The organism is Vescimonas coprocola (assembly GCF_018408575.1).
In the GTDB taxonomy this organism is placed as follows: Bacteria; Bacillota; Clostridia; order Oscillospirales; family Oscillospiraceae; genus Vescimonas; species Vescimonas coprocola.
In genome coordinates this window covers 2287670-2309000 of the sequence record NZ_AP023418.1, presented here as the reverse complement: position 1 = coordinate 2309000, position 21331 = coordinate 2287670, and the positions used below count along the sequence as shown (strand labels likewise).

The following is a 21331-nucleotide window of genomic DNA, read 5'->3' as shown; positions in this document are numbered from 1 at the left end:
AGAAAAAACGGGATCGTGCGGAGGAAATTATGAATGAAGAATGCTTGATCTGCAAAGCCCCACTTACCTATCTCGAAGCCGATATTCTGATGGAATGTGAGATTTGCCATAAGAAAGAAAACAGCAAGACGCGCTGCGTGAACGGACACTATGTATGCAGCGAATGCCATACCCGAGGGCTTGATCGCATAATTTCGTTGTGCATGGCGAGCGCATCGAGAGATCCTATCGCCATCATTGAACAGATGATGGCGCTGCCCACCTGTCATATGCACGGTCCGGAGCATCACGTGATGGTCGGAGCGGCGCTGCTGACGGCGTACCACAACGCAGGCGGAGACCTTGATCTTCGCAGCGCATTGACGGAGATGATGAATCGAGGACGGAGCGTTCCCGGCGGCGCTTGCGGCTTTTGGGGTGCTTGCGGTGCGGGAATCAGCACAGGGATGTTTGTGTCCATCATTTCGCAGTCTACGCCCCTGACCAATGAGCCGTTTGCACTGTCCCACAAAATGACGGCAAAATCGCTTCAAGCGATCGGCGAGATCGGAGGTCCACGCTGCTGCAAGCGGGATTCCTTCCTCTCCATCCTTGCTGCCATTGACTTTGTAAGGGAGCATTTCGGCGTTGAGATGGAAAAGCCGGAGATCGTATGCCATTACTCCGCGCAAAACAACCAGTGCATCGGCAAGCGCTGTCCGTTTTCCAAGGTGAATCATTGAGAAATATCAAAACAGTTAGTTAGGAGATGATCGTATGAGAATCCTATCTGAATTATCTTGGTTGTGGGAAACGCTGGGCATTGCGCTTGCGGCTGCGGCTGTCTGCATAGCTTGCGCCGCACTGATCTGCAAGGCAGCGAAGAAGAAACTCAGCAAAAAGGTGTTGGCCGCCATAGGAGCAGCGGCATTTGTGGGTGCGATTCTGGCGGTCATTCTGATCGCCCGGACGCCGATGCCGCTTTGACAGGACAGAATGTGCAGAGCGATGAGATCAACTCAGTATGGCGGCGCTATGATGACCGAGAAAGAAAAGATGCAGAAGCAGATGCTCTATGATATGGACTATACGCCGAGGACACCGGATGAGATGATAGGTGTGCTTTCCCACAAGTAAACAGGGAGGGCCGGAGCATACGCTCCGGCCCTCCCTGGTTTTCGGTTATTTTTCCACAGGCGGCGTTCCCTGTCGGCTCACTCCACCACGGGGAGACTCTTCACCACGGCGGCGCAGCGGGGGCAGAGGTCCTCGTGACCGGCCACGGTACCCACGCTGGTGAGCATCTTCCAGCAGCGCTGGCACTTGGTTCCGGCGGCAGGACGAACGGTAACGGACAGGCTGTCGCCAGTCTCCACACGGACCTGAGACACGATCAGCAGGTCCGCCAGAGCACCCTCCTCCATCTGGCCCAGGAAGGCATCCTCGGCGGGAACGGTGAGGTCCACCTCGGCCTCCAGACTCTTGCCGATGGTCTTGTCGGCACGGGCCTGCTCCAGTGCGCCGTTGACGGCGGTGCGGACGGCGGCGATGCGGTCCCAGCGGGCCATCTCCTCCGGGGAGAGAGCGTACTGGGTGTAGGGCTGCACCATCTCATTGAGGAGCACATTGCGCTCATCGTCGCCGGTACGGTGGGGCATGGCCAGCCAGATCTCGTCGCAGGTGAAGGCCAGAATGGGGGCGAACATCCGGGTCATGGCATCCAGGATCAGGTACAGGGCCGTCTGGGCGCTGCGGCGGCTGAGGCTCTCGGCCCCGTCGCAGTACAGGCGATCCTTGATGATGTCGAAATAGAAGGAACTGAGCTCCACCACGCAGAAGTCGTTGACGGCGTGGGACACCACATGGAACTCATAGTTGTCATAGGCGGTGAACACCTTGGCGATGAGGGCGTTGAGACGGGTCATGGCCCACTTGTCCAGCTCCAGCATATCCGCCGGGGCCACCAGCGTGTTGGGGTCAAAGTCCGTCAGGTTATCCAGGCAGAACTTGGCGGTGTTGCGGAACTTCAGATAGTTCTGGGACAGCTGCTTAAAGATCTCGTCGGAGCAGCGGACATCCACATGGTAGTCGGAGGAGCCGGCCCACAGGCGCAGCAGATCGGCGCCGTACTTGTTGAACACCTCTGCCGGGTCCACGCCGTTGCCGAGGGACTTGTGCATGGCACGGCCCTGACCGTCCACGGTCCAGCCATGGGTGACGCACTCCTTGAAGGGAGCGCCACGGCCCAGAGCGCCCACGGCGGTCAGCAGGGAGGACTGGAACCAACCACGGTACTGGTCAAGGCCCTCCAGATACATGGTGGCGGGCCAGAAGCCCTGCGTGCGCTCCATGGAGGCGAAGTGGGTGGAGCCGGAGTCGAACCAGCCGTCCAGCGTGTCGCTCTCCTGCTCAAAGCCGGCGGACTTGCCGCAGTGGGGGCAGGTGAAGCCCTCCGGCAAAATCTCCTCCGCCGTCATCTCGAACCATGCGTTGGAGCCCTTCTCCTCGAACAGGCGGGAGACGGCGTCGATGGTCTCCGGCGTGCAGATGGGCTTGCCGCAGTCCTTGCAGTAGAACACGGGAATGGGCAGACCCCAGCGGCGCTGGCGGCTGATGCACCAGTCGGTGCGCTCCAGGATCATGGAGCGCATCCGGTCCTTGCCCCAGGTGGGCACCCAGCGCACGTCCTCACAGGCAGCGCAGGCCTCGTCCTTGAAGGACTCCACGGAGCAGAACCACTGGGGAGTGGCCCGGAAGATGATGGGCTTCTTGCAGCGCCAGCAGTGGGGATAGCTGTGGACGATCTCCTCGCTGGCAAAGAGAGCGCCGCTCTCCTTCATATCCGCCAGAATGACGGGGTTAGACTCCTCGGTCTTCATCCCGGCGTACTTGCCGGCATAGTCGGTGTGGCGGCCCTGATCGTCCACCGGCACCACCATATCCATACCGTAGCGCAGGCAGGTCTGATAGTCGTCGGCACCGAAGCCGGGGGCGGTGTGGACGCAGCCGGTACCGGAGTCCATGGTGACGTAATCCGCCAGCACCAGACGGCTGGTCTTAGGCAGGAAGGGGTGGCTGGCCAGCATATTCTCGAAGAAGGCGCCGGGGTGGGTCTCCACGATCTCGTAGTGTTCCACGCCGCCGATCTTCATGACCTTTTCCACCAGCGGCCGGGCCATGATATACATCTCGCCGCCGTCGGCACGGACCACGGCGTACTCCTCCTGCGGGTGCAGGGCAATGGCCAGGTTGCCGGGCAGGGTCCAGATGGTGGTGGTCCAGATGACGAAGTTCAGCTTGCTCTTATCCAGATGGGAGAGCTTGCCCAGATCGTCGTACATGGGGAACTTCACATACACCGTGGTGCAGGGGTCGTCCTGATACTCGATCTCCGCCTCGGCCAGCGCCGTCTCGTCGTGGGGGCACCAGTACACGGGCTTGAGGCCCTTGTAGATGTAGCCCTTTTCATACATCTTGCCAAACACACGAACCTCCTGCGCCTCGAAGGCGGGGTCCATGGTCTTATAGGGGTGATCCCAATCGCCCACCACGCCCATGCGCTTGAAGCCCTGACGCTGGACGTCGATATAGTGGTCGGCAAACTCATGGCAGGCGGAGCGGAACTCCGCCACGCCCATGGCCTTGCGATTGAGCTTGTTCTGCTTGATGATGGCGCTCTCGATGGGCATACCGTGATTGTCCCAGCCGGGGATATAGGGGGTGTAGTAGCCCCGCATGGCATAGCTGCGGGTAATGAAGTCCTTGATGGACTTGTTCAGGGCGTGGCCCATGTGCAGAGCGCCGTTGGAGAAGGGAGGGCCGTCGTGCAGGGCGAAGCGGGGCTTGCCCTCGTTCTTCTTCAGCAGCTCGTGATACAGGTCCAGCTCCTCCCAGTGCTTGAGCATCTCCGGCTCCCGCTTGGGCAGGCCCGCCCGCATGGGAAAGCCGCTCTTGGTCATGTTCAGCGTCTTTTTGTACTCCATGTGTTACCTCCGTGTATGAAAATATATTTGAAAACAAAAAAATGGCCCTTGTCTCCGTAAGAGACAAAGGCCACTAAGAAACCTCTGCGGTACCACTCTTGTTGCCGCACCGGGTGCGGCCGCTCTGCCCCACGAGCCGTGGGGGGAAGGGAAGATAACGGCCCTCTGCCGTCCGGGCTTACTGCCGGTTCAGCCGGATGCTCCGGGGTGATCTTCACCGCTGTCCTCCGTGTCCGCCTTGCACCATACGGCGGCTCTCTTGGCATCGGAGGGACGGGCTACTGTCCCCATCCTCGCAGATATGCATATTCTCCCTTTACTATACCCACTTTTGCGGGGTTTGTCAACGGGAAAAGTTTACTTATTCATGGCCACCAGCGCCATGGCGCCCATGCCCACATACACCACGCAGAACAGGATCAGCAGGGCGGAGATCACGGTATCCATGGTGCCGCCCACCTTGCGCTTGCCGGGATAGCGCTTGCGGACGTAGTACATGAGGCCGCACACGGCCCCCACCAGCACCATCATCCATGCACCGGCCACCACGTTATCCTTCCATACGGTGCTGCGCAGCACCAGCGCCGCCACCAGCACCACGAATACCACGCCGATGAGCACCTTCATGGTGGTGGACATCTTCTCCGGCTCCTGCCGGGCGGAGGTGCTGCGGACCATAGAGCCGGTATCCTTCTGGTAGTTGGAGCCGTTCTTCTTGTGGTGGATGTTCTTGTTGGGGTTGCCGATGGCCTTGCGCTTGTCCCGCTCCATACGGGCGTAGTTGTTGGTCATATCATAGGGTTCTTTCTTCGCCATGTTCATTCTCCTTCGATCGGTAAATGTTCCAGCTCTCTGCGGAGCAGGTCAAAGGCACAGTGGGATGCCAGCATCCGCACCCGGTCCCGTCCGCTGCCGCAGTTCATGTGCCGCACCGCCGTGCGCTCCGGGGTGCTCAGGGCCACGAACACCGTGCCCACAGGGTTTCCCCGGTCGTCGCCGTCGGGGCCGGCCAGCCCCGTGGTGGCCACGGACAGGTCGCTGCCGGTGATGCGCCGCACGCCCTCCGCCATGGCTCTTGCCACCGGCTCGGACACGGCGCCATAGCGGTCCAGCGTCTCCTGCGGCACGCCCAGCACAGAGGCCTTCACCTCATTGGTATAGGATACCACACCTCCCCGGAACACGCAAGAGGCACCCGGCAGATCGGTGATGCGTTTTGCGATAAGGCCGCCGGTGCAGCTCTCCGCCGCCGAGAAGGTCTTGCCGTGCTGGTGCAGCAGGTGCAGCACTGTCTCCTCCAATCCGGAGACATCGATGCCGTAGAGGTAGGCGCCCAGCCGTCCACGCACCTGCTCCAGCAGCGGCGCCATACGCTCCTCGCAGGCGGCAGGACTGTCGCCCTTGGCGGTGAGCCGCAGCATCACCTCGCCGGTCTTGGCATAGGGGGCCAGCGACGGGTTCACCGCCTGATCCATCAGATCCCCCAGCAGCTCCTGCACCTGCGGCTCCGACAGGCCGAAGATCCTCAGGTCGTGGGAGAGGATGGTCCCGCTGCTCTGGCGGCGCAGCCACGGCAGCAGCGCCGTCTCCGTCAGGTAGCGGCACTCCGACGGCACGCCGGGCAGCAGCACCGCCGTCACGTCACCGGCGCAGAACACGCAGCCCGGTGCGGTGCCGACCCGATTGCAGAACACCTCACAGCCCTCCGGCAGCTCCGCCTGATGCAGGGTGCCGGGCGGCATCTCTCGGTGGAAGATGATGTCGAAGTTGCGGCGGATGTCTGCCGCCGCCTCCGGGTGGAAGGTCAGGGGAACATCCAGTACCCGGCAGACCGTCTCCTTGGTGAGGTCATCATAGGTGGGGCCAAGGCCGCCGGTGAAGATCAGCAGGTCCGCCCGCTTCCGGGCGATGGCGATCGCCTCCTCCAGCCGTTGGGGGTTGTCGCCCACCACGGTATGGTACAGCACGTCCACACCTACGGAGGCCAGCGCCTGCGACAGCTCCTGTGCATCGGTGTTGGCGATGTTGCCCAGCAGCAGCTCGGTACCCACGGCGATGATCTCTGCGTGATAGGTCATAGGCTCACTTCCTTTGATGATTTGCTTTTAGGAGGTGTCTCCGAAGGAACGTGCCTCCGGCGGCATACTTTTTGTCAGCAGGTTCTCTTTCTCACTTGATCTTCACGATGTCCCGGTTCTCCATGGCCCGCTGGACCAGACCCGCCACGTCCAGCGCCTGCTCCATCTCCCGGACCTCCTCCACATGGGGCTTCGTCTTGGGATGGCGAGGGGTGAACACCGTGCAGCAGTCCTCATAGGGCAGGATGGAGGTATCGAAGGTGCCAATATGGCGGGCGATGCGGACGATCTCCTCCTTATCCATGCCGATGAGGGGACGCAGCACCGGGAGGGTGGCAGCGTCCTCACTGACGGCCAGCGCCGCCATGGTCTGGCTGGCCACCTGCCCCAGACACTCGCCGGTGACCAGTGCGCCGCAGCCCAGCTCGTGGGCCAGCGCATCCGCCAGACGCATCATGAACCGGCGCATGATGAGGGTGAAGTGATCCTCCGGGCAGCTGCGGCGGATCTCCTCCTGGATCTCCGCAAAGGGTACCACATGGACCGTCAGGCGGCCGCACCACGGCACCAGCTCACGGGCCAGCTGCAGCACCTTTTCCCGTGCCTGCTCGCTGGTATAGGGAGGAGAGGCGAAGTGGATCATCTCCAGCTGAACACCACGCTTGGCCATCATGTAGCTGGCCACCGGGGAGTCGATGCCGCCGGAGAGCAGGCTCACCGCCCGGCCCCCCATGCCGATGGGCAGGCCGCCGGCAGCGGGCTCGGCGGGGGCGTGGACGTAGGCGGCATCCTCCCGCACCTCCACATACACCGTCAACTCCGGATGGTGTACATCCACCTTCAGGTGGGGATAGGCCTCGTGAAGCTCGCCGCCCACCCACTGGCTCAGCTGAATAGAGCTCATGGGGAAGGACTTGTCGGCACGCTTGCTCTCCACCTTGAAGCTGCGGGCCGCCGTCAGGGCCTCCCCCAGATACGTCTTGGCGGTGGCCAGAATGGCCTCCTTCTCCTTGGGGCAGGGAACGGCCCGTGCAATGGCGATGATGCCGAACACCTGCTTGCAGGCGGCATAGGCCCCGGACAGATCGCAGGTCTCCTCCGCCGGCTCCACATAGATGGTACTCTGCTTGGAGTAGATGCGGAACTTGCCGAAGCGGGCGGTACGGCGGCGGATGTTGCTCATAAGCTTCATCTCAAAGCTGCGGCGGTTCAGGCCCTTCAGGACCACCTCGCCCAGCTTACACAGAATGATCTCATTCATAGGTGTTTCTCCTTGTATCTTCAGGTTATCCATAACAGGTAAACGGTATCACTTCAGCATGGCGCTGCTGCGGTACTGGATGGCCTCCGCCAGATGGGCCGGGAGGATCTGCTCCTCGCCCTCCAGATCGGCGATGGTGCGGGCCATGCGGAGGATGCGGTCGTGGCTGCGGCCCGTCAGGCCCAGCCGGTCGAAGGCCCCCTGCATCAGCTTCTCCCCGGCGGTATCCAGCTGACAATACTGCCCGATCATGGCGGGGGTCATATAGGCGTTGCAGGTGACGCCGGTACCCTCGTAGCGCCGCTGCTGCGCCTGTCGGGCGGCGTTGACCCGGCTGCGGACCTGCTGAGAGCTCTCCGGCTGCTCCTTGCGGCGCATGGCCTCGTACTCCACCGACGGCACCTCTACGTGCATATCGATGCGGTCCAGCAGGGGGCCGGAGATGCGGCGCAGGTAGCTTTGCACCTGACTGTCCGTGCAGGTGCAGCGGCCGGAGGGATGGCCGAACCAGCCGCACCGGCAGGGATTCATGGCGCACACCAGCATGAACCGGCTGGGCAGGGTCAGGGAACCGGAGGCACGGGTGATAGTCACCACACCGTCCTCCAGCGGCTGGCGCAGGGTCTCCAGCGCCGCCTTGTCAAACTCCGGCAGCTCGTCCAGAAACAGGATCCCGTTGTGGGCCAGAGAGATCTCCCCCGGCCGGGGTACCGTGCCGCCGCCGGACAGGGACACCGGGGAGGCGGTATGATGGGGGCTGCGGAAGGGACGATGGGTCACCAGCGGGTGGCTGGGCTCCGTCAGCCCCGCCACGGAGTAGATCTCCGTGGTCTGGAGGGACTCCTGCCGGGTCATATCCGGCAGGATGGAGGGCAGCCGCCGGGCCAGCATGGACTTGCCGGAGCCGGGGGAGCCCACCAGCAGCACATTGTGTCCGCCGGCGGCAGCGATCTCCAGCGCACGCTTCACGTTCTCCTGTCCCATGACCTCGGAGAAGTCCGGCATAGGCAGCGTCTCGCCGGTGGGCTGCCACCGCTCCGCCGGCGGGATAGGCGTCTCGCCCCGGAGGTGCTCCAGCAGCTGGGCGACGGTTTCCACCGGGTACACGGTGACACCGTCGGCCAGCGTGGCCTCGGCGGCGTTCCGGGCCGGGACATAGAGCTTGCGGATGCCGCACCGGGCGGCGCACAGGGCCATGGGCAGCACCCCCGCCACCGGGCGCAGGGCGCCGGTGAGGCTCAGTTCCCCCAGAAAGGCGGCGTCCTCCGGCAGGGGCGGCAGCTCCTCCGAGGCCGTCAGCAGCCCCAGCAAGATGGGCAGGTCGTAGACCGTCCCCTCCTTCCGCTGGCCCGCCGGGGCCAGATTCACCGTGATGCGGCTGACAGGGAACCGGGCGCCGCAGGTCTTGACCGCCGCCCGGACCCGCTCACGGGATTCCCGCACGGCGGCATCCGGCAGACCCACCACATCGAAGGCCGGGAGCCCTCCCGACAGGAAGCACTCCACCGTTACCTCATATCCACTGATGCCCGACAGCCCCAACGAGCGCACCGACACCACCATTGCTCCGTCACCCTTTCCCGGAAGTTCCGCAGTTTTCTCTTTATTTTATCACAGTTTTCTCCGGCAGGAAACCCTTTATCGCTCCCCGGCGGCAAGATTTCCGGAAAAATGTCTGAACCACCGTGATAATTTTCACGCACCATGAAAAAAAAGTGTTATTTCGAGGAAATTTTTCATTTTTGACATTTACATCCCGGAAAGACTGTGCTACAATCACAATGTATGGTATGTTTGGTCTCTCTTAAAAAACGGTAACACGTTGACAAAAAAAGGAGGTTCATTTATGGAAAGAAAAATGAAATCCATGGATGGCAACAACGCAGCGGCGCACGTTTCCTATGCGTTCTCTGAGGTTGCGGCCATCTATCCCATCACCCCGTCGTCCCCCATGGCGGACTTCGTGGACCAGTGGTCCGCCAACGGCCTGAAGAACATCTTCGGCACGAAGGTCAAGGTGGTGGAGATGCAGTCTGAAGCCGGTGCCGCCGGTGCAGTTCACGGCTCTCTGGGCGCAGGTGCGCTGACCACCACCTACACCGCCTCTCAGGGTCTGCTGCTGATGATCCCCAATATGTACAAGATCGCAGCCGAGCAGCTGCCCGCCGTGTTCCACGTCTCCGCCCGTACTGTGTCCACTCAGGCGCTGAACATCTTCGGTGACCACTCCGACGTCATGGCCTGCCGCCAGACCGGCTTTGCCATGCTGTGCGAGGGCAACGTGCAGGAGGTCATGGACCTGTCTCCCGTGGCCCATCTGGCCGCTCTGGAGGGCAAGGTCCCCTTCATCAACTTCTTCGACGGCTTCCGCACCAGCCATGAGATCCAGAAGATCGCCGTGTGGGATTACGAGGATCTGAAGGATATGTGCGACATGGACGCCGTGAAGGAGTTCCGTGCTCACGCCCTGAACCCGGAGCATCCCCATATGCGGGGCAGCCACGAGAACGGAGATATCTACTTCCAGCACCGTGAGGCCTGCAACAAGTACTATGCCGCTCTGCCCGCCGTGGTGGAGAAGTACATGGACAAGATCAATGCCAAGCTGGGTACCGACTACCAGCTGTTCAACTACTACGGCGCACCCGACGCCGACCGGGTCATCGTGGCCATGGGCTCCATCTGCGACGTGGCGGAGGAGGTCATTGACTACCTGAACGCCCACGGCGAGAAGGTGGGTCTGGTGAAGGTCCGTCTGTTCCGTCCCTTCGCCCCGGAAAAGCTGGTGGCCGCCATTCCCGCCACCGCCAAGCGTGTGGCCGTTCTGGACCGCACCAAGGAGCCCGGCGCTATGGGCGAGCCCCTGTATCAGGATGTAGTCACCGCTCTGGCCAACGCCGGCAAGAACGACGTGCAGGTCATCGGCGGCCGCTACGGTCTGGGCAGCAAGGATACGCCTCCCGCCTCCGTGTTCGCCGTGTATGAGGAGCTGAAGCGTGACGAGATGAAGCGCCAGTTCACCATCGGCATCGTGGACGACGTGACCAACCTGTCCCTGCCGGAGGATAAGAACTGTCCCAACACCGCCGCCCCCGGCACCATCGAGTGCAAGTTCTGGGGTCTGGGCGGCGACGGTACCGTGGGCGCCAACAAGAACTCCATCAAGATCATCGGCGACCACACCGACAAGTACGTGCAGGCCTACTTCCAGTATGACTCCAAAAAGACCGGCGGCGTGACCATCAGCCATCTGCGCTTCGGCGATCACCCCATCCGCTCTCCGTACTATATCAACAAGGCCGACTTCGTGGCCTGCCACAACCCCTCCTACATCACCAAGGGCTATAAGATGGTCAACGACGTCAAGCCCGGCGGCGTGTTCATGATCAACTGCCAGTGGGATTTCGAGGAGCTGAACCACCACCTGAAGGCCGACGCCAAGCGCTACATCGCCCGCAATAACATCCAGCTGTATACCATCAACGCCATTGATCTGGCCATCGAGATCGGTATGGGCAAGCGCAACAACACCATCCTGCAGTCCGCTTTCTTCTCTCTGGCCAAGGTGCTGCCGGAGGAGGACGCCATCCGCTTCATGAAGGAGAAGGCCAAGGCCTCCTACCTGAAGAAGGGTCAGGACGTGGTGGATATGAACTACAAGGCCATCGACCTGGGTGCCACCGCCTATAAGAAGATCGACGTGCCCGCCGAGTGGGCCGACGCCGTGGACGAGCCGGATACCCGCGAGCTGAAGGGTAAGCCGGAGCTGGTGAAGATGGTCAAGGAGATCCTGGAGCCTGTGGGCAAGATGGACGGCGACAGCCTGCCCGTCTCCGCCTTCGCCGAGCACGTGGACGGTCAGTTCGAGCTGGGCGCCTCCGCTTACGAGAAGCGTGGTGTGGCCGTGTCCGTCCCCACCTGGGACGCCAACAAGTGCATCCAGTGCAACCAGTGCGCCTATGTCTGCCCCCACGCCACCATCCGTCCCTTCGCTCTGACCGCCGAGGAGGCCAAGAACGCCCCGGAGGCCGCCAAGATCGTGGATGTGAAGGCCGGCAAGGGCAAGGGTACCTATCAGTTCACCATGGCCATCAGTCCTCTGGACTGCATGGGCTGCGGCGTCTGCATCGGCGTCTGCCCGGTGAACGCCCTGTCTATGGTTCCTCAGGAGGGTGAGCTTGCGCAGCAGGATGTGTTCAACTACTGCGTGGCCGAGGTGTCCGAGAAGAAGGATATGCAGGACAACACCGTCAAGGGCAGCCAGTTCAAGCAGCCCATGCTGGAGTTCTCCGGCTCCTGCGCCGGCTGCGCCGAGACCAGCTATGCCCGTCTCGTCACCCAGCTGTTCGGTGACCATATGTATATCTCCAACGCCACCGGCTGCTCCTCCATCTGGGGCGGTCCTGCGGCTACCTCTCCCTACTGCGCCAACAAGGAGGGCCACGGCCCCGCATGGTGCAACTCCCTGTTTGAGGATAACGCCGAGCACGGTCTGGGTATGTACATCGGCCAGAACAAGATCCGTCAGGATCTGGCCGAGGAGACCCGCCAGCTGATCGCCGTGGAGTGGGCTCGTCCCGAGCTGAAGGCCGCCGCTCAGGCATGGCTGGACACCATGGAGGACGGCGAGGCCAATGCAGAGGCTGCCCGTGCCTTCGTCAAGGCTCTGGAGGACAGCATCTGCACCGTAGAGGAGCTGGCTGCCGTGCCTCAGTTCGCTGAGCACGCCGCCCAGCTGAAGGCTAAGGGCGCTCTGTTCTGCGACTGCGCCGCCTGCACCATCGCCGCTGACCTGCTGAGCAAGAAGGAGTATCTGGCCAAGAAGTCCATGTGGATCTTCGGCGGCGACGGCTGGGCCTACGACATCGGCTACGGCGGTCTGGACCACGTCATCGCCTCCAAGCAGGATGTGAACATCTTCGTGTTCGATACCGAGGTGTACTCCAACACCGGTGGACAGGCCTCCAAGGCCTCCAACATTGGCCAGGTCTGCCAGTTTGCCGCAGCCGGTAAGGAGGTCAAGAAGAAGAGCCTTGCCGAGATCGCCATGCAGTACGGCTACGTGTACGTGGCTCAGGTGGCTATGGGCGCCAATCCCGCTCAGACCATCAAGGCCATCGCCGAGGCCGAGGCCTATCACGGCCCGTCCCTGATCATCGGCTACAGCCCCTGCGAGATGCACAGCATCAAGGGCGGCATGATGAACTGCCAGAAGGAAATGAAGCGTGCCGTGGACTGCGGCTACTGGAACCTGTTCCGCTTCAATCCTGCTGCTCCGGCAGGCCAGCGCTTCTCCATGGATTCCAAGGCGCCCGCCGGCGGCTATCAGGAGTTCCTGATGAACGAGGCCCGTTACAGCCGTCTGACCCGTGAGTTCCCCGATCGTGCCGAGGCACTGTTTGCCCGGAACGAGGAGGAGGCCAAGAACCGCTATGAGCATCTGCTGAAGCTCATTGAGATGTACGACAAGTAATCTCGGTTCGCAAGATAAAATAAAGGGAGCGCTGCGGCAATGCCGCAGCGCTCCCTTTTGTTTGGTGGACGCCTGCATAATAAAGAAACGTCCCCCGGCAGGATATCCTGCCGGGGGACGTCGGGTAATATCAGTCGTTGGTATAGTTATCGAAGTAGCCCTGAATATAGATGACAGGGGTACCCTTGTCGCCGGAGCCGCTGGTCAGGTCGCACAGGGAGCCGATAAGATCCGTCAGGTGCCGGGGGGTCGTCCCCTCGGACACCATGTTGCCCACCAGACTGACGGAGGCATCCTTTTCCCGGATCTTCTGGGCCACCGCCTGCTGCAGCGCCTCGCCGGACAGGTCACCGAAATCGTGGTCCGCCAGATACTTCAGCTTCAGCTCGTTGGGTGTACCCTCCAGACCGGCGGTATAGCCGGGGGAGACCACGGGATCCGCCAGCTCCCAGATCTTACCGACAGGATCCTTGAAGGCACCGTCGCCGTAGACCATGGCCTCGATGCGCTTGCCGGTGGCCTCGCTGAGCCGCTGGCCGATGGCCTCGGCCACCACGTCGGCATCACGGGGGAAGAGCTTGACACGGGTGTCGTCGGCCTTATTGCTGCCCAGCAGGCCGTACTGCGGATTATAGCCGCTGCCGTTGACGGGAGCGGTCAGCAGATCGTCCAGACCCAGCACCACACGGGCGCCGGCCTTCTTCAGCAGGCGCTTGCTGCGCTGGCGGGTGTGGATATCGCAGCAGATGACGGTATCGGTATAGTCCAGCACCGTCTGCACCCGGTTGGCGAATACGATCTCCGCCTGAGCCCCGGCATCCTCGATGATGCCCTTATAGAAATCCACATAATCCACACCGGTGAAGGGATGGATCACCTTGCCGAAGGCGGCCCGGAACTGCTCCAGATCCAGCACGTCGTGCCACGGGTCGATGCCCGCCTCGTCCAGCTGATCCAGCGACACCAGATGGTTGCCCACCTCGTCGGAGGGATAGCTGAGCATCAGCACCACCTTCTCCACACCGGCGGCGATGCCGCTGAGCAGCAGGGAGAAGCGGTTGCGGCTGAGGATGGGGAAGGTGACGCCCATCGTCTTGCCGCCGGTCTTGGCCTTCACGTCGGCGGCGATCTGCTCCACCGTGGCATAGTTGCCCTGGCAGCGGGCCACCACGGACTCGGTGACAGCCGCCACATCCTTGTCATGGGGCTGGATGCCGTTCTCCTTCAGTGCCGTCAGGACGGAGGAGACCACGCCCTCCACCACATTGTCACCCTCACGGAAAATGGGGGTGCGAACGCCCCGTGCCACCGTACCCAGTGTTCTGCTCATATGAAAAACTCCTTTGTATTGGATTCGTTCGGTCGTACCATTGCACAACATTCTTATTATACGCCTAAAAAACAATAAGTAAAATGCAATTTTCTAATAAGCAACATAAGTTGTTTTAATGTGGCTCCGAAAAACGCACCCCTGCCGCTGCCGGCAGGGGTGCGTTCACGATCCAAAGGCTTATTCGCCGCTCTCTCCGTCGCCGCCGCTCAGGAAGCGGTTCACCAGCTCCAGCGTGTGGGCATCGTCGGTGAAATTGTCCAGATTCAGCACACAATCCCAGTCGTTGCCGGTGATGTCCACCTGCAGGGGGCTATAGCCGGTATCCGACAGGATGTCGCTGATCACCCGGCCCTGGGCCACGTCCTGCTGAGCCGCCTGATACAGCATCTGGGCCTCCACCGCCGTGAGGTTCCGGACGTCGCCGGTATCCACGGAGTAGATGCTGCCGCCCAGCGGAGCGGAATCCGCATCCGCCGTGCCGGAGATCACCAACTCCTGCCGCGCCAGCGGCGTGGACATCATGCGGTTGATGGCCGTATAGAGGGCGGAAGCCCGCCGCACCGGCACGTTATAGCCCCGCTCCAGCGTGGAGCCGTCGGTGAGGGTATACTTCAGGCGGATCCAGATGTACTGGCCGTCCTCTATAAGCGGCGTGCCGTCCAGATCGACGTCGCCGTCCTCCGCCTGCTCCAGTATGGCCCGGTGGATGGCCCGGATGGCCTCGATGGTCTCGGTATCCCCGGAGGTGGCCGTAAAGGGCTGAATGTTTCTGCACTGAGCGGTGACACTCTCGATCTCGTCGGCCTTTGGCACCCGGCGCTCCACACCGGCCACATCCATCCGCACGCACACGCACACCGCTGCCAGCAGCGCCGCCAGCAGCACCGTACCCTTCCAGGTGCGGCGGAAAATTTTCAGGGATTTCCCCAGCAGCATGGACATTCCGAAGCTGCACACCAGCGTCATCAGCACCACGCACAGCAGCATTCCCGGCAGGTAGGCCCGGATATCATTGGAACGGGCCAGACCGAAGGTCACGCTGTACAGGATCATGCCCAGCGCCAGACCGCCTATGCAGCCCACACCGTAGCGCAGCACCGGCCGCATCCACGGGAAGGCCGCCACATCGCCGGAGAGCTCGCTGCGCCGCCGGATACACAGCATACAGGCCAGTGCAAGGATCGCCACCGCAGCGGCGGCATAGATCCCCAGTGCCTGCCAGCCGCCGTTTTCCAGCGGGCTCACATCAGCGCTGACGACGGGATAGCCCACATACTCAGCGACGACGCCCTGAGGATCCGTCAGCCGGCGGACCAGCTGCACCACCGGAGTACACCACAGGGTGAAGCTGCCGAAGCCATCCTCCTGATAGCCGAAGATGAACAGCTCAGCCAGCCAGTGGATCAGCTGCATGACTGCCATCACCAGAAAGTTTATCCCCACATACAGCACAGGCACCGCCAGCAGCCAGCCGGTGAGCATGGCGCACAGCGTGCCAAGAGCCAGAAAGAAGATCTCCGCCAGCGTCACTACCGCCAGCCATACCAGCAGCGGACCCGGCTCGCCGCACACCAGCAGGCTCACCAGTACCACCAGCAGATTCCCGGCGGTGAGCATGGCAAAGCCCGTCAGCAGCTGGGTGAAAAACAGGGTCTGCCGCTTCAGGGGCAGGCTGTGTATCAATCCCACGGACCGGCCGTTCATCAGGTAGGAATACAGGGCCATGGCCAGCACACCGCCGAACACAAAGGCCATGATGACACCCATGCTGTAGGTACCCTGGCACACCTCCGAAACCGTCCGGGTCCCGTAGCTTGCGCCCTCGGCTATGTGCCGCAGATACAGCTGCACCGGCAGCGCCACCAGCCAGATGGCGGTATACAGAAACGGAATGGGCCAGTGGCGGCGCAGATCGCTGCGGGCCAGTGCCGGATTAAAGAACGATGTCACGGACCGCATAGTCAGCACCTCCCAGCTCATAGATAAAGATCTCCTCCAGCGTCAGTGGAATAGCCTCCAGCAGCAGGGGAGCGGTGATCTGCATCCGGTTCAGGATACTCTCCCGGTCGCCCCGGAGGATGTAGGTATGCACCCGGCCCACGGTGGAGTGGTGCAGGATATTCAGCTCCGCCGGCAGGCGGGGCTCGTCGCCGGGGTACACCACCTGCAGCTTCACCGTGGTATCCTGCAGCTCCGACAGGCTCCGCTCCAGCAGCACCTTACCCTGATTCATGATGCCCACATGGTCGCAGACATCCTCCAGCTCCCGCAGGTTATGGCTGGACACCAGCACCGTGGTACCACGCTCCGCCACGTCCCCCAGCAGCAGGGACCACACCTGCCGCCGCATCACCGGGTCCAGACCGTCCACCGGCTCATCCAGAATGAGGTACTCCGGCATACAACACATGGTCAGCCAGAAGGCCGCCTGCTTCTGCATCCCCTTGCTCATGCGCCGCAGCATCTGGCGGTCATTCAGGGGGAACACCTGCTTCATCTTCTCGTATCGCTCCCAGGAGAAGGAGGGGTACGCCCCGGCGTACAGCTTCGCCATCTCGGCAATGGACGCCTGCGGGAAATAGTACCAGTCATCGGGGATCACCACCATGCGCCGCTTGGCGTCGGTGTTCTCCCAAATGGGAGCGCCCTCCAGCAGAAGTTTGCCGCTGTCGGGGCGGTATACGCCGGTAAAGTGGCGGATGATGGTGGACTTTCCGGCGCCGTTGGGGCCAACCAGCCCATATACCGTCCCCTTGGGTACGGTGAGGGTGGCGCTGTCCAGTGCCCGGAAGCCGTCAAAGCTCTTGACCACCTCTTTTGCCTCAAGCATTCTCGTTTCCTCCTCTCCACAGGGCGATCCACTCACCCTCCGTCATGCCCAGCTCCCGCAGCTCCTGCACCAATGGCTGCACCTTGGCCTCCACCTCCCGGCGGCGGACCAGATTCTGCTCCTGTCCCTCCGCCACGAAGGTACCCCGGCCTGCCACGGAGTAGACGTAGCCCTCCATCTCCAGCTGGGCATAGGCCCGTTGGATGGTGTTGGGGTTGATGGCCAGATCCATGGCAAGGCTCCGAACCGACGGCAGCTTTTCCCCCGGTGCCAGCACACCGGTGACCATCAGCCGCCGCAGGCCGTCCTTCACCTGCTCATAAATGGGACGGGCGTCCCGATAATCCAGACGGATCAAAGATGCACACTCCTTCCTCGTGTACTATTCATGTTAGTACACTTAGGTTAGCATGAAACCACCCCCGTGTCAATAGGGAACTGCGTAGAATCCTACTAATTTCCACGGTTTGCGGGCATAATATTCCCGATCTGCTTGGCGAAGGGAGGGAGAAATATGCACGCATATGTCCATCGGGAGACCTGTATCCAGTGCGGTCTGTGTCCCGGCGTATGCCCGGAGGTGTTCAGCATCCTGCCGGGGGAGTCGGCGCAGGCCATCACAGAGCCGATACCGCAGGAGTATCTGGCGGCGGCGCAAGAGGCGGCGGACAGCTGCCCCGTGGGGGCTATCGAACTGAAGTGACGGCGGTTTGATCCTTTCCGGCAGCGATTTCTGTTTTGTCTCCGGCGGGTAGCTGTTCCCAGCAGCTTTTTCTTTATGTCTCCGACGGCCCACTTTTCCCAGCAGCTGGAAAAGTGGGCCGTCGGAGGCAAAAGTCCCCTCCACAGCGGAAAATTTTTCGATTTTCCCACGGTTTTTCGGAATTTATTCTTTACATCCGGAGGATTTTATGGTATTTTATCAGAGTACGCTGCGATGCGTATGGACTTGCCCCTGTTCTTAGTCCCGTGGACGCTTCACCCGTCCCGGCACTCAGACTGCGGGCCAACTAAAAGAAAGGTGGAAACACAACTATGATGCAGAAGGATCAGAAGACCTCTATCATCGAGGCCAACCGCACCCACGCTACCGACACCGGTTCTCCCGAGGTTCAGGTGGCTATCCTCACCGAGCGGATCAACCAGCTCACCGCCCATCTGAAGGTCCATCCCCACGACTTCCACAGCCGTCGTGGTATGCAGATGATGATCGGTAAGCGCCGTCGTCTGCTGGACTATCTGGCCAAGAAGGACATCGAGCGTTATCGTGCCCTCATCGCCAAGCTGGGTCTGCGTAAGTAAGCTGAAAACAGGGTGGTGTGCAGGGCGCACCACCCTTCTTTCACAATTTCCCCGCCCGTATGCGGAGCCGCTTTCAGCCTTTAGCAGTTGAAAATGTGTCGGAAGATGCTGGAAAATCCCTCCTCCGACATGGTTTCAAGTGCTAAATGGTTTGGCTCCCATACGGAAAAATTCAATGAAAAGGAGCTATACCATGTCTACCATTATCACCAAGCGCCAATTCCCCAACTACCACAAGTATACCATGGAGCTGGCGGGCCGTCCTCTGACGCTGGAGGTCGGGAAGCTGGCCGAGCTGGCCAACGCCGCCGTCATGGTCACCTATGGCGAGACCAGCGTGCTGTGCTGCGTCACCGCTGCCGCCCGTCCCCGTGACGGCATCGACTTCTTCCCCCTGAGCGTGGACTTCGAAGAGAAGCTGTACTCCGTGGGCCGCATCCCCGGCAGCTTCAACCGCCGTGAGGGCCGCCCCGGCGAGAAGGGCATCCTCACCAGCCGTGTCATCGACCGGCCCATCCGACCCCTGTTCCCCTCCGATTTCCGCAACGACGTGTCCGTCATGTGTACCGTCATGAGCATGGACCACGACTGCTCCGCAGAGATCGCCGCCCTCATCGGCACCTCCGCCGCTCTGGCCATCTCCGATATCCCCTGGAACGGCCCTGTGGGCGCTCTGAAGGTGGGTCTGGTGGATGGTGAGCTGGTGCTCAACCCCAACAGTGAGCAGCGCAAGGTCAGCGATCTGGATGTCACCGTGGTCTCCACCGGCAAGAAGGTGGTGATGATCGAGGCCGGCGCCAATCAGGTGGATAACGACACCATGTACCGTGCCATCCAGCTGGCCCATCAGGAGAACCAGAAGCAGGTGGCCCTCATCAACCAGATGGTCTCCGAGATCGGCAAGCCCAAGTTTGACTATCCCCACGCCGACTTCAATCAGGAGCTGTTCGACAAGATCGTCCACGACTTCATGGACGAGGCCAAAGCTGCCATGGACACCGACGACAAGAACGTCCGTGAGGCCCGCTGGAATGAGATGATCCAGCACTGGCATGAGAAATATCTGGAGGAGTATCCGGATATGGATCAGTATCTGGAGGAGTTCACCTACAAGTTCCAGAAGAAGATCGTCAAAGCATGGCTGCTGGAGGGCCACCGTGTGGATGGCCGCCAGAAGAACGAAATTCGTCCCCTGTCCGCCGAGGTGGGCGTGCTGCCCCGTGTCCACGGCTCCGGCCTGTTCACCCGCGGCCAGACGCAGGTGCTGTCCGTGGCGACGCTGGACACCCTTTCCGCCTGCCAGAAGCTGGATACCATCTGGGAGGAGACGGAGAAGCGGTATATGCACCACTACAACTTCCCCGGCTACTCCGTGGGCGAGGCCAAGCCCGCCCGCAGCCCCGGCCGTCGTGAGATCGGCCACGGCGCTCTGGCGGAGCGGGCCCTGCTGCCTGTGATCCCCCCGGTGGAGGAGTTCCCCTATGCCATCCGTGTGGTGTCTGAGGTGGTATCCTCCAACGGCTCCACCTCTCAGGGCTCCATCTGTGGCTCTACGCTGGCTCTGATGGATGCCGGTGTACCCATCTCCGCCCCTGTGGCCGGTATTTCCTGCGGTCTGATCCAAGACGACGACGGCTCCTTCACCACTTTCATCGACATTCAGGGCGTGGAGGACTTCCACGGCGAGATGGACTTCAAGGTGGCCGGCACCAAGAAGGGCATCACCGCCATTCAGATGGACCTGAAGAACGACGGCCTGACCATGGAGATCATCCGCAACGCTCTGGACATCACCTACGATGCCCGGTGCCAGATCTTGGATCAGATCATGCTGCCCTGCATTGCCGAGCCCCGGCCTGAGGTCAGCAAGTACGCCCCCAAGATGCTCACCATGCACATCGATCCTGACCGCATCCGTGAGGTCATCGGCAAGGGCGGCAGCGTCATTCAGAAGATCGTGGCCGAGTCCGGCGCCAAGATCGACATCGACGACGACGGCACCATCCACATTGCCTCTCCCGACGCCGAGAGCTGCGCCATCGCCAAGAAGTGCATCGATGACATCGTCTTTGTACCGGAGGTGGGCAAGCTGTACTACGGCCGTGTCGTGCGCCTGATGACCTTCGGTGCCTTCGTGGAGATCGCTCCCGGCAAGGATGGTCTGGTGCATATCTCCAAGCTGGCCGACAAGCGCATCGAGAAGGTGGAGGACGCCTGCAAGGTGGGCGACATGATGTGGGTCAAGTTCATGGAGATCGACGAGAAGGGCCGCTGGAACCTGTCTCACAAGGATGCCATGAAGGAGATCCGGGCCAAGGAGGCCGCCGGGGAGAAGATCCAGTAATTCTCCGGGACGGATCAGCCAATTCTGTGTATAAAGAGTTCCCCATGCAGTGCATGGGGAACTCTTTTTTCGTTTTTACCTGATGCCTCCGACGGATCGCTTTCTGCCGGATGGAGAAAATGATACATCTCCCATTGGGATCCCCCCTCCCAAAAGCAAAAACACCCCCGCCCCTATGTAGGGGCGGGGGTATATTTCCTATGGAACAGCGCTGCCTTACTGGCGCTTCTCCCGGTCGTAGCTCACCACCACACGGCGGTTCGGCTCGCTGCCGATGGAGTAGGTGGTGATGCCCGGCTCGTCCTGCAGGGCGGCATGGATCACATGGCGCTCATAGGCGTTCATGGGCTCCAGCGTCACGCTGCGGCGATACTTGGTGACCTTGCCGGCCACCTTCCGGGCCAGAGACTCCAGACTCTGCTCCCGCTTGGCCCGATAGTTCTCGGCGTCCACGTGGACCCGGATGCGCTTATCCGCACCGGAGTTGACGGCGTAGTTGGTCAGCTGCTGGATGGCGTCCAGCGTCTCGCCGCGGCGGCCGATGAGCTGGCCCAGCTTCTCGCCCTCCAGCGTCACCTGATACCGGCCCTTCTCCTCCAGCGCCACATTCACCTGAGCGGGGCTGTTCATGTGCTGCAGCAGACCCTCCAGAAACTCCCGGATACGGCGGGCGTTGTCGTCGTCGCAGGTCCCGACCGTCACAGTCTTCTGCTCCGGAGCCTTCTCCACCGGCTTCGTCTCCGGCTTT

At 61.6% G+C, this 21331-nt stretch carries 17 protein-coding genes and 1 other annotated feature; of the genes, 7 read left to right on the top strand and 10 right to left on the bottom strand.

Annotation, left to right across the window (positions count from 1 at the left end; all coding sequences use genetic code 11):
* The first annotated feature begins 29 nt into the window (after positions 1-29).
* From KJS28_RS11235 to KJS28_RS12675, 3 genes are read left to right on the top strand one after another with little or no spacing between them, the layout of a single operon-like run.
* A complete protein-coding gene (locus KJS28_RS11235; RefSeq protein ID WP_213541033.1) occupies positions 30-722 on the top strand; it encodes a DUF5714 domain-containing protein in 693 nt (230 codons plus the stop codon).
* 34 nt (positions 723-756) lie between these two features.
* A complete protein-coding gene (locus tag KJS28_RS11230) occupies positions 757-966 on the top strand; it encodes a hypothetical protein (protein WP_213541032.1) in 210 nt (69 codons plus the stop codon).
* A gap of 21 nt (positions 967-987) precedes the next feature.
* Positions 988-1116 (top strand): hypothetical protein, encoded by a 129-nt coding sequence (locus KJS28_RS12675; RefSeq protein ID WP_267873546.1) that lies wholly within the window; start codon positions 988-990, stop codon positions 1114-1116.
* A 77-nt stretch (positions 1117-1193) separates the two neighbouring features.
* Here KJS28_RS12675 and ileS read toward each other — a convergent pair whose 3' ends face one another.
* From ileS to KJS28_RS11205, 5 genes are all read right to left on the bottom strand, one after another.
* The gene (gene ileS, locus KJS28_RS11225; protein ID WP_213541030.1) at positions 1194-3962 is read right to left on the bottom strand and encodes an isoleucine--tRNA ligase; all 2769 of its coding nucleotides are present in this window, start codon (positions 3960-3962) and stop codon (positions 1194-1196) included.
* 56 nt (positions 3963-4018) lie between these two features.
* Positions 4019-4265: a binding site (T-box leader), on the bottom strand.
* 54 nt (positions 4266-4319) lie between these two features.
* Positions 4320-4778: a hypothetical protein gene (locus KJS28_RS11220; protein ID WP_213541022.1), complete on the bottom strand. Its 459-nt coding sequence runs from the start codon at positions 4776-4778 to the stop codon at positions 4320-4322.
* Positions 4779-4780: 2 nt separating this feature from the next.
* Positions 4781-6040, bottom strand: coding sequence for a competence/damage-inducible protein A (locus tag KJS28_RS11215; protein WP_213541021.1), 1260 nt, complete (start codon positions 6038-6040; stop codon positions 4781-4783).
* Between the two features lie 91 nt (positions 6041-6131).
* Positions 6132-7301: a tRNA uracil 4-sulfurtransferase ThiI gene (thiI, locus tag KJS28_RS11210; protein ID WP_213541020.1), complete on the bottom strand. Its 1170-nt coding sequence runs from the start codon at positions 7299-7301 to the stop codon at positions 6132-6134.
* 48 nt (positions 7302-7349) lie between these two features.
* Positions 7350-8864, bottom strand: coding sequence for a YifB family Mg chelatase-like AAA ATPase (locus KJS28_RS11205; protein WP_213541019.1), 1515 nt, complete (start codon positions 8862-8864; stop codon positions 7350-7352).
* Between the two features lie 283 nt (positions 8865-9147).
* Here KJS28_RS11205 and nifJ point away from each other — a divergent pair, with 283 nt between their 5' ends.
* Complete coding sequence (gene nifJ / locus KJS28_RS11200; protein WP_213541018.1) at positions 9148-12774, top strand: pyruvate:ferredoxin (flavodoxin) oxidoreductase; 3627 nt, start codon at positions 9148-9150, stop codon at positions 12772-12774.
* A gap of 130 nt (positions 12775-12904) precedes the next feature.
* On the opposite strand, the gene KJS28_RS11195 is transcribed toward nifJ, so the two are convergent.
* From KJS28_RS11195 to KJS28_RS11180, 4 genes are all read right to left on the bottom strand, one after another.
* Positions 12905-14104 carry a coenzyme F420-0:L-glutamate ligase gene (locus KJS28_RS11195; RefSeq protein WP_213541017.1) on the bottom strand — a complete coding sequence of 400 codons (1200 nt, stop codon included), beginning with the start codon at positions 14102-14104 and terminating at the stop codon, positions 12905-12907.
* Between the two features lie 180 nt (positions 14105-14284).
* Entirely contained in the window at positions 14285-16087 is a 1803-nt protein-coding gene (locus KJS28_RS11190; RefSeq protein ID WP_213541016.1) for a hypothetical protein, read from the bottom strand.
* Positions 16041-16937, bottom strand: coding sequence for an ABC transporter ATP-binding protein (locus KJS28_RS11185; RefSeq protein WP_213541015.1), 897 nt, complete (start codon positions 16935-16937; stop codon positions 16041-16043). The genes KJS28_RS11190 and KJS28_RS11185 overlap by 47 nt, the downstream gene beginning before the upstream one ends.
* A complete protein-coding gene (locus KJS28_RS11180) occupies positions 16930-17295 on the bottom strand; it encodes a GntR family transcriptional regulator (RefSeq protein WP_213541014.1) in 366 nt (121 codons plus the stop codon). The genes KJS28_RS11185 and KJS28_RS11180 overlap by 8 nt, the downstream gene beginning before the upstream one ends.
* A 156-nt stretch (positions 17296-17451) precedes the next feature.
* On the opposite strand from KJS28_RS11180, the gene KJS28_RS11175 reads away from it, so the two are divergent.
* The 3 genes from KJS28_RS11175 to KJS28_RS11165 all read left to right on the top strand — a co-directional run bounded on the left by KJS28_RS11175 (position 17452) and on the right by KJS28_RS11165 (position 20583).
* Positions 17452-17640, top strand: a complete 189-nt coding sequence (locus KJS28_RS11175) for a ferredoxin (protein WP_213541013.1) — start codon at positions 17452-17454, stop codon at positions 17638-17640.
* Between the two features lie 332 nt (positions 17641-17972).
* On the top strand, positions 17973-18239 hold the full coding sequence (rpsO, locus tag KJS28_RS11170; RefSeq protein ID WP_021859252.1) for a 30S ribosomal protein S15: 267 nt from the start codon (positions 17973-17975) through the stop codon (positions 18237-18239).
* A gap of 193 nt (positions 18240-18432) precedes the next feature.
* A complete protein-coding gene (locus KJS28_RS11165) occupies positions 18433-20583 on the top strand; it encodes a polyribonucleotide nucleotidyltransferase (RefSeq protein WP_213541012.1) in 2151 nt (716 codons plus the stop codon).
* Positions 20584-20799: 216 nt separating this feature from the next.
* Here KJS28_RS11165 and jag read toward each other — a convergent pair whose 3' ends face one another.
* Positions 20800-21285, bottom strand: coding sequence for an RNA-binding cell elongation regulator Jag/EloR (jag, locus tag KJS28_RS12565; RefSeq protein ID WP_228298393.1), 486 nt, complete (start codon positions 21283-21285; stop codon positions 20800-20802).
* Positions 21286-21331 lie beyond the last annotated feature (46 nt).

Excerpts from the sequence above, each read along its gene's own strand:
- KJS28_RS11235 (WP_213541033.1), top strand. The coding sequence starts at position 30 with ATGAATGAAGAATGCTTGATCTGCAAAGCCCCACTTACCTATCTCGAA.
- KJS28_RS11230 (WP_213541032.1), top strand. The coding sequence starts at position 757 with ATGAGAATCCTATCTGAATTATCTTGGTTGTGGGAAACGCTGGGCATT.
- KJS28_RS12675 (WP_267873546.1), top strand. The coding sequence starts at position 988 with ATGAGATCAACTCAGTATGGCGGCGCTATGATGACCGAGAAAGAAAAG.
- ileS (WP_213541030.1), bottom strand. The coding sequence starts at position 3,962 with ATGGAGTACAAAAAGACGCTGAACATGACCAAGAGCGGCTTTCCCATG.
- KJS28_RS11220 (WP_213541022.1), bottom strand. The coding sequence starts at position 4,778 with ATGGCGAAGAAAGAACCCTATGATATGACCAACAACTACGCCCGTATG.
- KJS28_RS11215 (WP_213541021.1), bottom strand. The coding sequence starts at position 6,040 with ATGACCTATCACGCAGAGATCATCGCCGTGGGTACCGAGCTGCTGCTG.
- thiI (WP_213541020.1), bottom strand. The coding sequence starts at position 7,301 with ATGAATGAGATCATTCTGTGTAAGCTGGGCGAGGTGGTCCTGAAGGGC.
- KJS28_RS11205 (WP_213541019.1), bottom strand. The coding sequence starts at position 8,864 with ATGGTGGTGTCGGTGCGCTCGTTGGGGCTGTCGGGCATCAGTGGATAT.
- nifJ (WP_213541018.1), top strand. The coding sequence starts at position 9,148 with ATGGAAAGAAAAATGAAATCCATGGATGGCAACAACGCAGCGGCGCAC.
- KJS28_RS11195 (WP_213541017.1), bottom strand. The coding sequence starts at position 14,104 with ATGAGCAGAACACTGGGTACGGTGGCACGGGGCGTTCGCACCCCCATT.
- KJS28_RS11190 (WP_213541016.1), bottom strand. The coding sequence starts at position 16,087 with ATGAGCTGGGAGGTGCTGACTATGCGGTCCGTGACATCGTTCTTTAAT.
- KJS28_RS11185 (WP_213541015.1), bottom strand. The coding sequence starts at position 16,937 with ATGCTTGAGGCAAAAGAGGTGGTCAAGAGCTTTGACGGCTTCCGGGCA.
- KJS28_RS11175 (WP_213541013.1), top strand. The coding sequence starts at position 17,452 with ATGCACGCATATGTCCATCGGGAGACCTGTATCCAGTGCGGTCTGTGT.
- rpsO (WP_021859252.1), top strand. The coding sequence starts at position 17,973 with ATGATGCAGAAGGATCAGAAGACCTCTATCATCGAGGCCAACCGCACC.
- KJS28_RS11165 (WP_213541012.1), top strand. The coding sequence starts at position 18,433 with ATGTCTACCATTATCACCAAGCGCCAATTCCCCAACTACCACAAGTAT.